13 protein-coding genes are annotated in these 13,780 nt (G+C 46.3%); 3 read left to right on the forward strand and 10 right to left on the reverse strand.

All coding sequences use genetic code 11. The annotated features are described in order from the left end of the window. Positions 1 to 90: 90 nt before the first annotated feature. Entirely contained in the window at positions 91 to 1,344 is a 1,254-nt protein-coding gene (locus BBC0178_RS03165) for an aspartate kinase (protein ID WP_077970667.1), read from the reverse strand. Between the two features lie 182 nt (positions 1,345 to 1,526). Here BBC0178_RS03165 and ubiG point away from each other — a divergent pair, with 182 nt between their 5' ends. Continuing rightward, the gene (gene ubiG / locus BBC0178_RS03170) at positions 1,527 to 2,273 is read left to right on the forward strand and encodes a bifunctional 2-polyprenyl-6-hydroxyphenol methylase/3-demethylubiquinol 3-O-methyltransferase UbiG (RefSeq protein ID WP_077970668.1); all 747 of its coding nucleotides are present in this window, start codon (positions 1,527 to 1,529) and stop codon (positions 2,271 to 2,273) included. Positions 2,274 to 2,311: 38 nt separating this feature from the next. Here the strand turns inward: ubiG and BBC0178_RS03175 are convergent, their stop codons facing one another. Genes BBC0178_RS03175 through BBC0178_RS03185 form a run of 3 tightly spaced genes read right to left on the reverse strand, consistent with a single transcriptional unit; the run spans position 2,312 to position 3,757 of the window. After that, entirely contained in the window at positions 2,312 to 2,737 is a 426-nt protein-coding gene (locus BBC0178_RS03175; protein ID WP_078039181.1) for a DUF1178 family protein, read from the reverse strand. Beyond that, positions 2,737 to 2,994 carry a glutaredoxin 3 gene (gene grxC / locus BBC0178_RS03180; protein ID WP_078040329.1) on the reverse strand — a complete coding sequence of 86 codons (258 nt, stop codon included), beginning with the start codon at positions 2,992 to 2,994 and terminating at the stop codon, positions 2,737 to 2,739. The genes BBC0178_RS03175 and grxC overlap by 1 nt, the downstream gene beginning before the upstream one ends. 43 nt (positions 2,995 to 3,037) lie before the next feature. Further along, entirely contained in the window at positions 3,038 to 3,757 is a 720-nt protein-coding gene (locus BBC0178_RS03185; protein WP_078040330.1) for a ComF family protein, read from the reverse strand. A gap of 216 nt (positions 3,758 to 3,973) precedes the next feature. On the opposite strand from BBC0178_RS03185, the gene BBC0178_RS03190 reads away from it, so the two are divergent. Further along, positions 3,974 to 4,855 (forward strand): methyltransferase domain-containing protein, encoded by an 882-nt coding sequence (locus tag BBC0178_RS03190; protein ID WP_077970675.1) that lies wholly within the window; start codon positions 3,974 to 3,976, stop codon positions 4,853 to 4,855. A 118-nt stretch (positions 4,856 to 4,973) separates the two neighbouring features. On the opposite strand, the gene BBC0178_RS03195 is transcribed toward BBC0178_RS03190, so the two are convergent. The 6 genes from BBC0178_RS03195 to BBC0178_RS03220 all read right to left on the reverse strand — a co-directional run bounded on the left by BBC0178_RS03195 (position 4,974) and on the right by BBC0178_RS03220 (position 10,415). Next, positions 4,974 to 6,365 (reverse strand): L-cystine transporter, encoded by a 1,392-nt coding sequence (locus BBC0178_RS03195; protein ID WP_078039182.1) that lies wholly within the window; start codon positions 6,363 to 6,365, stop codon positions 4,974 to 4,976. A 149-nt stretch (positions 6,366 to 6,514) separates the two neighbouring features. Then, entirely contained in the window at positions 6,515 to 6,772 is a 258-nt protein-coding gene (locus BBC0178_RS03200) for a hypothetical protein (protein WP_077970680.1), read from the reverse strand. Positions 6,773 to 6,879: 107 nt separating this feature from the next. Then, the gene (gene mutT, locus BBC0178_RS03205; RefSeq protein ID WP_077970681.1) at positions 6,880 to 7,293 is read right to left on the reverse strand and encodes an 8-oxo-dGTP diphosphatase MutT; all 414 of its coding nucleotides are present in this window, start codon (positions 7,291 to 7,293) and stop codon (positions 6,880 to 6,882) included. Next, complete coding sequence (locus BBC0178_RS03210; RefSeq protein WP_078039184.1) at positions 7,290 to 8,093, reverse strand: GNAT family N-acetyltransferase; 804 nt, start codon at positions 8,091 to 8,093, stop codon at positions 7,290 to 7,292. Before BBC0178_RS03210 ends, mutT begins: the two co-directional genes overlap by 4 nt. Beyond that, entirely contained in the window at positions 8,062 to 9,300 is a 1,239-nt protein-coding gene (gene argJ / locus BBC0178_RS03215; protein ID WP_078040331.1) for a bifunctional glutamate N-acetyltransferase/amino-acid acetyltransferase ArgJ, read from the reverse strand. Before argJ ends, BBC0178_RS03210 begins: the two co-directional genes overlap by 32 nt. A 98-nt stretch (positions 9,301 to 9,398) precedes the next feature. Continuing rightward, positions 9,399 to 10,415 carry a peptidylprolyl isomerase gene (locus BBC0178_RS03220; RefSeq protein WP_078039185.1) on the reverse strand — a complete coding sequence of 339 codons (1,017 nt, stop codon included), beginning with the start codon at positions 10,413 to 10,415 and terminating at the stop codon, positions 9,399 to 9,401. Positions 10,416 to 10,839: 424 nt separating this feature from the next. Here BBC0178_RS03220 and secA point away from each other — a divergent pair, with 424 nt between their 5' ends. Next, the gene (secA, locus tag BBC0178_RS03225; RefSeq protein WP_078039186.1) at positions 10,840 to 13,554 is read left to right on the forward strand and encodes a preprotein translocase subunit SecA; all 2,715 of its coding nucleotides are present in this window, start codon (positions 10,840 to 10,842) and stop codon (positions 13,552 to 13,554) included. The last annotated feature ends 226 nt before the right edge of the window (positions 13,555 to 13,780 follow it).

Here is a 13,780-nt window from a genome sequence, read left to right on the forward strand (position 1 = left end):
TCTCCCGTTATGATAGTTAAGTCTCATGCTCATGATATTAAAAGGTCAACCCGCTTTATTATTCCCAAGAAAAACCGGAAAGTTTATCCCTTAGCCTTTATCCAAGCCATATACCGTATGTAAGGTTCGTACAGCCAATTCGGTATAGGCATTGTCGATCAAAATTGAAATCTTGATTTCAGATGTCGTGATCGCACGGATATTGATACCTTTTTCAGCCAATGCTTTGAATGCTGTCGCAGCAACTCCTGCGTGACTGCGCATACCTATGCCGATGATTGAAACCTTTGCGAGATCTGTTTCCGACTGGATAACATCAAAGCCGATTTCTTTTTTGTTGGCTTCGAGGGTTGCAACAGCTTTGTCAATGTCGGTTGCCGGTACAGTAAATGTCATATCGGTCTTGGAACCGTCTTCCGAAATATTCTGTACGATCATATCGACATTAACATGTTCTTCGGCCAATGGTCCGAATATTGCTGCCGAAATACCCGGTCGATCTGCCAAACGGCGTAAAGAAATTTGTGCCTCTTCTTTGGCAAAAGCAATGCCTGTGACAACCTGTTGTTCCACGATTTCATCCTCGTCGCAAATGAGTGTTCCGGGTGGATTGATAGGGTCCCCCATGCCCGGAGCATCGGGATCCTCGAAACTCGAACGCACAAATGTGCGTACTTTATGAACCATTGCAAGTTCGACCGAGCGCACCTGCAAAACTTTGGCACCAAGAGAAGCCATTTCCAGCATTTCCTCGAATGCTACTTTCGGCAGACGACGCGCTTTGGGGTCAATTCGCGGGTCTGTCGTATAGACCCCGTCAACATCGGTATAGATATCGCATCTATCCGCTTTGACGGCGGCAGCTATCGCAACCGCGCTGGTATCCGACCCGCCGCGGCCAAGTGTGGTAATGCGTTTATCCGGTCCGATGCCTTGAAAACCCGCAATGACAGCAACTTGTCCTTCTTTAAAACGCTGGATTAATTGCGAACCGTCGATTTTTGTAATGCGTGCAGCACCGTGAGCATTATCTGTCTCGATCGGAATTTGCCAACCGAGCCATGAGCGCGCATTGATTCCCATGGACTGCAGGGTAATAGCCAGAAGTCCGGCGGTTACCTGTTCACCCGAGGCGACAACGACATCATATTCGCGGGCGTCATGCATCGGTGAGGCTTCACGTGTCCAGCCGACGAGCTCGTTTGTTTTACCAGCCATTGCCGAGACAACGACAGCAACTTCATTGCCAGCATCAACTTCACGTTTGACGTGGCGCGCAACATTTTTGATGCGCTCGATATTGGCGACGGAAGTTCCACCGAATTTCATGACTATGCGCGCCATTTAAACAACTCTTGCCTCTAATTTTTAAAACTGTTCCAACGCCGAGCCGATAGGCCTTACGGCTATGCTGACATAGCCAATATTGAGAATTTACGCAAGACTGACATATTTACTTGTTTGTCTCTTGACTTTGCCCCATTTAAGACAGAACTCATAAATGTAATCTTATAGGAGAGCCCCCTATGGCAGAAGCCCAACGTACCACGATAGATCAGGCAGAAGTAGATCATTTTTCGCGCATTGCCGCAGAATGGTGGAATCCACAAGGAAAATTCCGCCCTCTCCATAAATTCAATCCGGCACGCCTTTCCTATATCAAGGAAAAGGTTTGTGAGGCTTTCGACCGCGATCCGAAGGATGCCGAACCTTTAAAAGGAATACGTTTTCTTGATATTGGTTGTGGTGGTGGACTTCTTTGTGAACCGATGGCGCGTCTTGGTGCCGATGTCGTGGGTGCCGATGCTTCAACCACCAATATAGAAGTGGCAAAACTTCACGCGACTCAATCAGGCTTGACTATAGATTACCGTGCTACAACAGCCGAAGATTTGGCAAAAGCCGGAGAACAATTCGACGTTGTCCTCAATATGGAAGTGGTTGAACATGTTTCCGATGTTGATCTCTTCATGTCAGAAAGTGCCAGAATGGTCAAACCCCAAGGCCTTATGTTTGTTGCAACACTGAACCGGACACTGAAATCGTGGGGACTGGCTATTATCGGAGCTGAATATATTTTACGGTGGTTACCGAAAGGAACACACGATTATAACAAGTTTCTGACGCCCGACGAAATTACAGAAAAGCTGAATACTGCCGGCCTTACAGTGATAGACAAATTGGGCATTACCTATAATCCCTTCAAGGATAGCTGGAACCGGTCGAAAGATACGGATGTCAATTATATGTTGTTGGCCCGCCGGCTGAAATAAGCATAAAATTTGGAAATAACCGGGTATTTGCCGGAGGATCAGTTTTCATCTTCCGGCAGAGGTGCAAGCGGCATGACCGGAATGCCGTCATCAACGAGCGATGAAACCTCTTCCGAACTCGCCTCGCCATAAATCGGACGTTCTTTAACTTCCTTGAAATGAATACGCCTTGCTTCCTCGGCAAAATGGTCGCCGACATATTCGGCATTTTTGCGCACTTGACGGGTAAGTTTGCGCATTTCTTCAATTATTCTTTTTTGCTCTTGATTAAGCCCCATTCCGACCTGTTCATGTTTTTTGGACGTAGAAACCGCAGGAGCCATCAAAGTTTTATCTATGACGTTTGAGTCGCAAATAGGACAGTGAATGAGGCCGGCTTTTTTCTGATTTAAAAAATCATCATTATTCCGGAACCAACCGTCGAATTCGTGAGCATGATCACAATGAAGCGAAAAACGGATCATTATTTTTCGCCGGAAAGAAGTGTGTCGAGCTTGCCGCTTCTTTCAAGCTCATAAAGATCATCGCAACCACCAATATGTCTTTCACCAATAAAAATTTGCGGGAAAGTATTGCGACCCTGTGCACGTTTTACCATTTCTGCGCGTCTTTCACCGGAACCATCAATTTCTTCATACTGAACGTTTTTTGATTGCAACAATTCGATAGCACTCTCGCAATAAGGACAGTGGGGACGGGTGTAAATCGTTACATGCGGCATTTTCTTCTCCATTGTCGCTATATAAGTGCCTTTCGATTTTTCCTCAAGAGGTCGGATCTTCATATAATTCCGGCAATACCCGTGAAAAAGTAAGGACATCAACGCTTTTGGCTCCTCCTCGCAGAAGTGCCTTTGTCGCCGAGCGGACAGTCGAACCGGTTGTAAAGACATCATCCACAAGCAGAACGTGTTTGTCTTTGATTTTCGCTTTTTCCTTTTCCGGAACAAGGAATGCGCCGATCATATTCCGTTGACGGGCTTTCCTGAGAAGTCCCACTTGCTGGCGGGTGTTCTTTCTCCGTCTGAGAAGAAATGGTTGCAACGGTTTTCCGCTTCTTTTGGCAATATGGCGGGAAAGCTCTGTAGCCTGATTATATGTACGTTTTAAAAAACGGCGGTAATGCAAAGGAATAGGCACAATGACATCGGCGTCATCAAGAAGTTCCTTGCCCGCAATGATCATCCATTCGGCCATGGACGGTGCAAGATCTGTCCGGTCTCCATATTTAAGCCGTGCAACAAGGCTGCGAGCAAGTCCGAAATGGGCAACGGCCGAGCGCGCACGTTGAAACGGGGGAGGGGATTGCAAAGCTTCCCCGCTTAAAAAACCTTCTCCGGGGTCGTAAGTGAATGGCGTTCCCATAACAGGGCAATAAGGCTTGGTTATGAAATGTAATTTCTGCCAACATTCTGCGCATATCGTACCGCTTTTTTCGACAAAAGCACCACATCCCGGACATGTTGGAGGAAACAGCACATTCATGACATGTTCCCCGAATTTTACCAAAGTTTTCCGATCGAGATATTGTGCCTTTAACAATCTTTTTGACCTTTTTAGACAAATGACTGCATTTGCAATGAAAATTCCCGGGATATTGTTAAAACGACCTGTTTGGGTTTATTCTGATCAATGATTACGGACGGGTCCGTCAATCTTTCCAGAATAATTGATGACGGCTAAAACACGCTATAGCAGATAATGACAGATTTTCTTATTTTTGACCAGAATAGAATTGAACAGTTCCGAAACCGCGCTTTTAATCGTTACGGTAATAAAGGCGATTTTTTACTCAGACGTATTACCGAGGAATTACAGGAAAGGTTGCAGACGGTTGACCGGAAGTTCAGTCATGCTGTAGACCTTTTCGGACATACCGGAGCAGGAGCCGAAGCACTCGTCAATTCGGGAAAAGTTTCTAGTGTCGATAGTGTTGAAAGTGACGACCGTTATACGAATGGCAAACACGCTTTTTTGCGGCGTGATCGGGAAATTATAGATTTGCCGGCCGGAGCTTATGATCTTGCTATTTCGCTTTTGTCACTTAGCATAACGAATGACGTTCCCGGAGTACTGACCCAGATTCGCAACAGTTTGAAACCGGATGGCCTTTTTCTGGGGGTTATGGCAGGAGCGGGGACATTAGGCGAATTACGGGAATCTATGCTTGAAGCTGAAAATGAGCTTTACGGGGGAGCAAGCCCGAGGATCTACCCGTTCGTTGATATTAGGGATGCCGGAGCCTTGCTTCAAAGAGCCGGTTTTGCAATGCCGGTGAGCGACGTGGAAAATTTGACTGTGCGTTATGATACGGTTTTTCATCTTATTGATGATTTGCGTGCTATGGGGATGCAGAATGCGCTGATCGGTCGTTCCCATCGTCCGGTAAGCAGGAGATTTTTTCAGCGTGTTGCCGAAATTTATGCGGACCGTTTTAGCGATAATGATGGCCGTATCCGTGCAAGTTTTTCATTTATCTGGCTTTCGGGGTGGGCTCCGGATAAAAGCCAGCAAAAACCGGCTCGTCCGGGAACAGCAACAATATCTCTTGTTGATGTTCTGGGAGATAAATCGGCCCATTGATAGCGCATTCGATAAACTTTCATTTATCTTTAAAAACTGGATTAAGCGTGTACAGCTTTTCTTAGGCAATAAAGAGGAATTCGCGCGCAACCGTTTTTATGGCGGGTAGTTTGCTTCCTCAACTATTGGTCAGTTCCTTATCATTGTCGGATTCAAAAACCGATTTATCGGTTTCGTGTAAAATCTGGCTGGTAATTGTTGCGGCCGTCATTGCACCATTTACATTCAAAGCCGTGCGTCCCATGTCGATCAATGGCTCGATAGAGATGAGCAATGCAACAAGTGTAACCGGCAAGCCCATTGTCGGCAAAACAATAAGGGCTGCAAAGGTTGCACCACCACCAACACCCGCAACGCCGATCGAGCTTAATGTGACGATACCGACGAGTGTCGCAATCCAGACAGGATCAAGCGGATTGATGCCGACAGTCGGTGCTACCATGGTGGCAAGCATTGCCGGATAGAGGCCGGCACAACCATTTTGACCTATTGTGGCACCGAAAGATGCTGCAAAACCGGCAATCGATTGCGGAACGCCTATGCGTTCGGTCAAAGCTTCAATGTTCAAGGGGATACTGGCGGCACTTGACCTGCTGGTAAAGGCGAATGTTAATACCGGCATAACTTTAGAAAAGAAACGCAGCGGATTAATGCCCGAAAGTCCAAGCAGCAATCCGTGTACGCAAAACATAATTGCAAGCCCCAGATAGGAAGCGACGATAAATGCCAGTAATTTGAGAATATCCTCGGCATTGGAGGTGGCTGCAACCTTTGTCATAAGAGCAAGAACGCCATAGGGGGTAAGCAGAATGACAAGGCGAACCAGTTTCATGACCCAGGCCTGCAACGTGTCGATTGCCGAAATGACGCCTTTTCCTTTTTCGGGATTGTCTTTCATCAGGCGAATAGCTGCCGCACCAAGAAATGCTGCGAAAATAACGACACTGATAATGGATGTAGGATTGGCACCTGTGAGATCGGCAAACGGGTTTTTGGGTATGAAAGAAAGGACGAGTTGCGGAACACTCATATCGGCAACTTTGGACATGTAATTGGTCTCTATAGCACTCAATCTCGCACTTTCGGCACTTCCCTGAACGAGGCCTTCAGCCGAAAGACCAAAGAGATTGACCATCATCACACCGACAAAAGCCGCAATCAATGTGGTAAACAGAAGTATGCCTATGGTGATTGTACTGATTTTGCCAAGTGACGAAGCCGAATGAAGACGCGCTACCGCAGAAAGGATAGATGCGAATACCAGCGGCATGACGATCATTTGCAAAAGAAGGACATAGCCGTTGCCAACAATATTAAACCATTCGATGGATTTTTTTAATTGCGCATTGTTAAGACCGTAAATGGACTGCAATATGATTCCGAAGATGACGCCAATAACAAGCCCGATCAAAACCCGACGCGAAAGACTCCAGCCTGTTCTTGCCGTTCTGGCAAGTGCAATGAGTAACAGAATGAATATGACGAGATTGGCAATAAATCCGATAAGCATGTAAAAAAACTGCCCTTTGATCCGGTATAAAACACAACAGTGCAGGGACTATCCCTTTAGTGACGATATAGGGGGCAAAGGCGCTTATCTCAAAGAAAAATATTTTAATAAAATAACTTTTTAAGCTATTTTATCCTACTTTCAGACTTTTAATTAGGATTTTTTACGTCATCTATTTGAGGAATAGGCGATTGGTTGACTGAACCTGTCATTGTAGAATAATCAACTTTATTTTGAAAAATTGATTGGGTGAATTCCGCATCCTTACGATCTGCAAGCATTGGTACAAGGATGAGACCAAGTGCGACAGCGACAGAACCGAAAAGTAATACGATACGCAAAACACCCGTCCCTGCTGATTGAGTAAGGTCATTATGATCTAATTTTGAAAACTCTTGGTGATGCATGATATTTCTCCAGAGTAACTGAGATACATGCTAAAAGTCACCTGTTAATAACCACTTAACACTGGTTCAATCCGGTACAATCCGGCTTAAACAAAGTTAATAACCGGTTAAAGCAACAAATCTTTTAAAAGTGGTATAAGCGGCTTGTCAGCAGGAGGCATTTCATAATGATCAAGATCGTCAGCCCGAACCCATTTGAGATTTTGCCCCTCAGCTCCCCTTGCTATTCCCTGATAACGCCGACAAATATAAAGCGGCATCAGTAAATGGAATTTTTCGTAAGAATAGCTTGCAAAAGTAAAGGGCGAAAGGCAATCCTCTTTCACTTTAATTGCCAATTCTTCGTCAAGTTCGCGGATAAGTGCCTGTTCAGGCGTTTCTCCGGGTTCCAATTTGCCTCCGGGAAATTCCCATAGTCCGGCGAGTGACTTACCCTTCGGCCGTTCGGCCAGCAAAACCCTATTATCTTCATCGATCAAGGCACAGGCAACCACGATGAGGAGCGTTTTTAGATTGGTCAAACGCCTGGTCTCCAATATTGATAATGGTAAATTGTTTTAAAACCGGCACCGGTGTAAAGGCGCCAGGCGGCACTATTCAAAGTCTCGACCTGTAGCCAAAGTCTTTCAATGGGAACGTCGGCAGTTTTACGTCTGATTGTACTGATCAGACTTTGCAGTGCCAAACCACCAAGCCCGCGGCCGCGCAAATTCGGCACGATTGCAAAATCGATAAGACCGACTTGACCGAAATCATTTACAGTAATGATATTGCCGATCACCTGATTATCCCGTTCAAGCTGGTAAAATGTGGGTTTGCCTTTGATGCGTTTCAGAAGCTTGAGAAAAATTTCAGCATAGCGGTTTTCATGTGTGTGGTTGCTGACAGTCAATTTGCTATAGTCTTCGATATTGATGTCTTTAAGTTTGACATCCGACCCTGAAATATGCGGGATTGGCTCAAGAACCATCACGGCCACATCTTTAAAGTTTGCCCAGCCATTTTGCTTGAGTTCGTCGAAAAGTTCGAGTGGCGCGAGCGGCGTCAATCGCAACGGCCTTTTATAGACGCCGTTATCAAAACATAGATGTTTAACCCTTTTTTCGAGATTTTTGTTATCGTCAGGATCAAGCGGGGTTACCGAATTAATGCGAGCCGAGGGAATATTTTCTGTCGAACGGCAGGCCCAAACACCATCATAAAATTCTTTTTCTGTAGGCCAGGCTCGGGCAGAGAGTGCTTCAAGTCTGCGTATCTCGGCCAGAGTTGTGCTCCGGCGTTCTCTATTATCAGCTTCTGTAGTCACCATTAATCTCGACATATTCTTTCGTCAAATCACACGACCATATTGTTGCACAGCCATTTCCCAAACCGATATCGGCTTTAATGACTATATGCGTGCCTTTCATATAGTTCGAGGCTTCTTCTTCACTATAATGGGGATCACGTTCTCCATCAACGGCCAAGCGATGGGGGCCGAACCATATTGCCAATCGGTCACGATCAGCCTCGACTCCGGCTTTACCGACAGCCATGACCACACGTCCCCAATTGGCGTCTTCACCTGCCACCGCTGTTTTTACCAATGGCGAATTGGCGATGGAGCGGGCAATGGTTTTGGCTGCTTCATTCGTTGTTGCGCCTTCAACTCTGACTTCGATCAGGTGGTGCGCACCTTCACCATCGGTGACGACTTGCAAAGAAAGTTCGTGCAAAATTTCATAAACGCCCTCGGCAAGCGCTTGATAACGCGGGTCATTTTTTTGCGTGAGAGATTTGATTTCTTTATTCGCGGTACCTGTTGCAAATAAGAGAAGTGTGTCCGATGTCGATGTATCGCTATCAACCGTAATGGCATTGAATGTGTCGCGAACTTTATCTGACAATATTTCCTGTAATATGGCAGCATCCACAGGTGCATCGGTTACGATAAAGGACAGCATAGTTCCCATATTCGGAGCGATCATGCCGGCACCTTTGGCAATGCCATTGATAATGACGGGATGCCCGTCAAAATCGATCGTCCGCGTTGCAAGCTTCGGAAAGGTATCCGTTGTCATGATTGCTTTAACGGCATCAAGCCATTTGTCTTCTTTGGCATTTTTTGCCATCTCGGGTAGCAAACCGGTAAAACGCGAAGCATCCATCGGTTCACCGATAACACCGGTGGAGGCAAGATAGATTTCCTGCGGTTTTGATCCAAGACAATCGGCTGCAGCTTTCGCCGTGGCCTCTGTTGTTGCAATACCGTTTTTGCCAGTAAAGGCATTGGCATTGCCGGAATTTATGACGACGCCGCGCGCTACCCCGTGAGAAAGAATTTTCCTGCAATGATCAACAGGTGCCGAGGGACATTTCGAACGGGTAAACACACCGGCGACATTGGCTGCTTCGTCGAATATGATAAAAAGGAGATCGGTGCGCCCTTTATATTTGATGCCGGCTTCAGTCGTTTGAAGACGCACACCTTTTATCGGAGGCAATTTAGCAAAAGTTTTTGGTGCAAGCGGCGAAATTTTAACGGTCATAGAAATGCCCCGAATGACAATGAAGAGAATAAAATAATAATGCCGGACAAGCTGTTTGAAAAGGCATTTGTCCGGCATTATTGTCTTCAAAGTGAAACTTATTGGTCTTCTTCTTCCTGAGGCTGGTCGTCTTCCTGAGACTGGTCTTCAGGCAAACCGGCGCTACCGCTTTTTGTACTCGTCATGAGCTTGGCAACGTCTTCGTCAGGATATTTGACATCCATTTTAGTGCGCAGATCGGCGATCAACTTGGTATAACGTTCACGCGCAATCATATTGCGAATAGCGTCTTTGACGTCTGCCAATGCCGGTGGTTGTTTGGTGCGGCGATCTTCCACCTTGATGACGTGCCAACCGAACGGGCTTTCAACCGGTGTTTTTGTATATTCGCCAACTTTCAAATTAAAGGCGGCATCCTCAAAGGGCTTGACCATTTGTCCACGTGTGAAGTAGCCAAGATCGCCACCTGTAGCAGCTGAACCGTCGGTGGATTTTGACTTGGCAATTTCGTCGAATTTACCGCCCTTTTCCAAGCTCTTGATAATGTCTTCAGCTTCTTTCTTGGACTTTACCAGAATGTGGCGGGCATGAACCTCTTCTTCTTTCGGCAGGCTGGCAATTTCTTTTTCATAACGCGCTTTGACATCGTCATCGGTTATTTTGTCAACAATCGAGCTCTTGAAATAAAGTTGCTGGAGAACATTGTCTCGCATGACATCCATACGTTTCTCGTATTCAGGTGTCTTATCCAAACCGTCTTTAACGGCTGCATCGGACAGTGTTTTCATATCAATGTAAATTTTCAACACTGTGATCCGGCGTTGTTGGTCTTTCAAGCGGGCAAGTCCGGGATCAATATCATTTGCCATTGCATCGAGTTCGCCAGCGGTAATATTTTTTCCGTCGACAATAGCCATAACATGTGATGGATCAACCGGTTTTTCAGGGGCAGCTTGTTGTGCACTTGCCGGATCAGGGACCTTGGGTTGGGGGGCAGAGTCTGTGGCAGCCTGCTTGTCGGCCGTGGATTGGGGAGCATTTTGTGCTATTGATGTTAGGCTGGTGCTCAATAGCAGAGCCGACGACAGCAAAAATGTGGCGGGAATGAATTTCATTAACTGTCTCCTTAAGAACGCAACTACGTTCTGGACTGGAATAAAGGGTTAAACTGGGATCTGTCATATCATTTAGTTTTCACAATTGGGAAAAATGTTAGCAATTTGGCACAGCAATTCACATCTTTTCTGTTGAAAATTTGTTCTTTACGTCATTATTGACGCTTGAACTGCAACCGAAGTTAAAAAGCCCCTTTACTTTTGTTCTATTATGTCTGATTGGCAGACAAACTGTGCTCTTACTGTTGACAGGAAATGTCTCGACACCTATCTCTGTCGTGAACATTGGGTTTAAATTTTGCAAGACTTCATCGGCACTTGTCAGCCGGTTCCGGTTGCATGGACGGCCATTGAAGATTAAAGGGTGTACGTCACTCAACGGGCGTTGATAAACGCCAACAACTAACATCGGAAAGGACCAGAAATGGTCAGTTTAGGCGGCATTGCGCGCAAAATATTCGGTTCGGCATTCGAACGTCGCATCAAGTCTCTTCGGCCAAAAGTTGCCGAGATCAATGCTCTTGAAGAGCAAATGCAGGCATTGAGTGACAGTGAATTACGGCAGAAAACCGATGAATTCCGTAAAAGATTACAAGAGGGAGAAACACTTGATTCTCTCTTGCCAGAAGCCTTTGCAACAGCAAGAGAAGCCTCTAAACGGGTTTTCGGGTTGCGCCCCTTCGATGTCCAGCTTATTGGCGGTATCGTTTTGAATAATCGCGGTATTGCGGAAATGCGTACCGGTGAAGGTAAAACCCTGATGGCGACATTGCCGGTCTATCTCAATGCTCTTGAAGGCAAAGGGGTACACGTTGTCACGGTTAACGACTATCTGGCAAAACGTGATGCCGAAACAATGGGGAAGCTTTACGGTTTTCTTGGTCTCACAACCGGCGTTATTGTTCATGACCTTGATAACGACCAGCGTCGCGCTGCTTATGCCTGCGATATCACCTATGGCACCAACAATGAACTCGGCTTCGATTATCTGCGTGACAATATGACATTTGATCGTAGCCAGATGGTTCAGCGAGGACATCACTACGCGATTGTCGACGAAGTTGATTCTATTCTGATTGACGAAGCAAGAACGCCGCTTATCATTTCCGGACCGCTTGAAGATCGTACCGATTTCTATAAACAGATTGATACTTTTATTCCGCCGCTGAAGCCCGAAGATTACGAAATCGACGAAAAGCAGAAGACGGCAACTTTTACCGAAGTCGGTACAGAAAAAGTTGAAAAAATGCTTGCCGAGGCAGGGCTGTTAAAAGGCCATGGCCTTTATGACATCGAAAATGTCAAGATTGTGCATCACATCAACAATGCGTTGAAAGCCCATAAATTGTTTACGCGCGACAAAGATTATATTGTGCGTAACGGCGAAGTCATGATCATTGACGAATTTACCGGTCGTATGATGCCGGGGCGCCGCTATTCGGAAGGGCTTCATCAGGCTTTGGAAGCCAAGGAACATGTCGCTATCCAGCCGGAAAACCAGACACTTGCTTCAATCACTTTCCAGAACTATTTCCGCATGTATGACAAATTGGCCGGTATGACCGGTACTGCGGCAACCGAAGCGGAAGAATTCGGCAATATTTATGGCCTCGAGGTTATCGAAATTCCGACCAATCTGCCGGTCAAACGTATCGACGAGAATGACGAGGTCTATCGCACTGTCGAAGAAAAATATCAGGCAATTGTTCGTGATATCCGTGCCTCCCACGAACGCGGGCAGCCTATTCTGGTTGGCACTACGTCAATCGAAAAATCCGAACATCTGGCTGATCGCCTGCGGAAAGATGGTATTACCGGTTTTAATGTATTGAATGCCCGTTATCACGAACAGGAAGCTTATATTGTTGCCCAAGCAGGTGTGCCGGGGGCAATTACGATTGCCACCAATATGGCCGGCCGCGGTACCGATATCCAGCTTGGTGGCAATGTCGATATGCGCGTTGAACAGGAATTGAAAGATGTTCCTGAAGGTCCCGAACGCGATGCCAAAATTGCAGCAATCAAAGAAGATGTTGCGAAATTGAAAGAAAAGGCGCTTGCCGCCGGTGGCCTTTACGTTCTGGCGACAGAACGCCATGAAAGCCGACGTATTGATAACCAGTTGCGCGGTCGTTCCGGCCGTCAGGGTGACCCCGGGCGGTCAAAATTCTATCTGTCATTGCAAGACGATCTTATGCGCATTTTCGGTTCCAACCGCATGGATGGAATGTTGCAGAAACTCGGCCTGAAAGAAGGCGAGGCCATCACCCACCCGTGGATTAACAAGGCACTCGAAAAAGCGCAGAAAAAGGTTGAGGCGCGCAACTACGAAATTCGTAAAAACCTTCTGAAATATGACGATGTCATGAATGACCAGCGTAAGGTTATTTTTGAACAACGTATGGAAGTTATGGATTCCAAAGACCTTACCGATATGATCGCCGAAATGCGCGATGAAGTCATAGAGGATCTCGTCGAAAAATACGTGCCGCACGGTACCTATTCGGAACAATGGGATGCGATCGGACTACGTGACAAATTGCGTGAATTGTTCAATCTTGATTTACCCGTCGAGGATTGGGCGAAGGAAGAAGGTATTGCCGAAGAGCAGATACTGGAACGCGTCAAGAACGCCATGGAAGAGCGTGCGAAGGAACGTGCAGAACGCTTTGGCCCGGAAGTTATGGCCTATTTCCGCAAAGCCATGTTGCTTGAGAGCATTGACACATTATGGCGCGAACATTTGGTCAATCTTGACCATTTGCGTTCGGTCGTCGGATTCCGCGGTTATGGCCAGCGCGACCCGCTCAACGAATATAAAACTGAATCCTTCGAACTCTTTCAGGCAATGCTTGCCAATTTGCGGCGTGACGTTGTTTCCAAACTCATGCGGTTTGAAATCGTTGAACAACCGGCCGAGCCCGCTCCGCTTCCCGAAATGCATGCCGATCATCCGGAATTTAACGGTCAGGACGATGCGGAAGGCATGATTTCGGTAGGTACTGAAAGTGATACCGTTGTTGCACCGTCGAAACGTGATCCGAAAGATCCGACCACATGGGGCAAAGTGGGGCGCAATGAACTTTGTCCGTGCGGGTCGGGCAAAAAATACAAGCATTGTCACGGATCTTTTGTTTGACACGCCTGATTGATCTGATGTTGCTATTGTGACAATTCTTAAAATCACGATAGTGTATAGTCTGCATATCAGCATTCAAAAGATGTTCGATGTCAATATAAACAACGTGATTTCGCGCGGTCATTTTATTTTGTCATGGAAGTTTTCCGGCAAAACGATCGAGCAATGCTCAAGGTTTTTATTGATGTAGAGTTTTAACAAGTAATCTACTTTCTTGAAACTGAAG

Origin of the sequence: Ditibartonella apihabitans, assembly GCF_002007485.1 — a bacterium.
In the GTDB taxonomy this organism is placed as follows: Bacteria; Pseudomonadota; Alphaproteobacteria; order Rhizobiales; family Rhizobiaceae; genus Bartonella; species Bartonella apihabitans.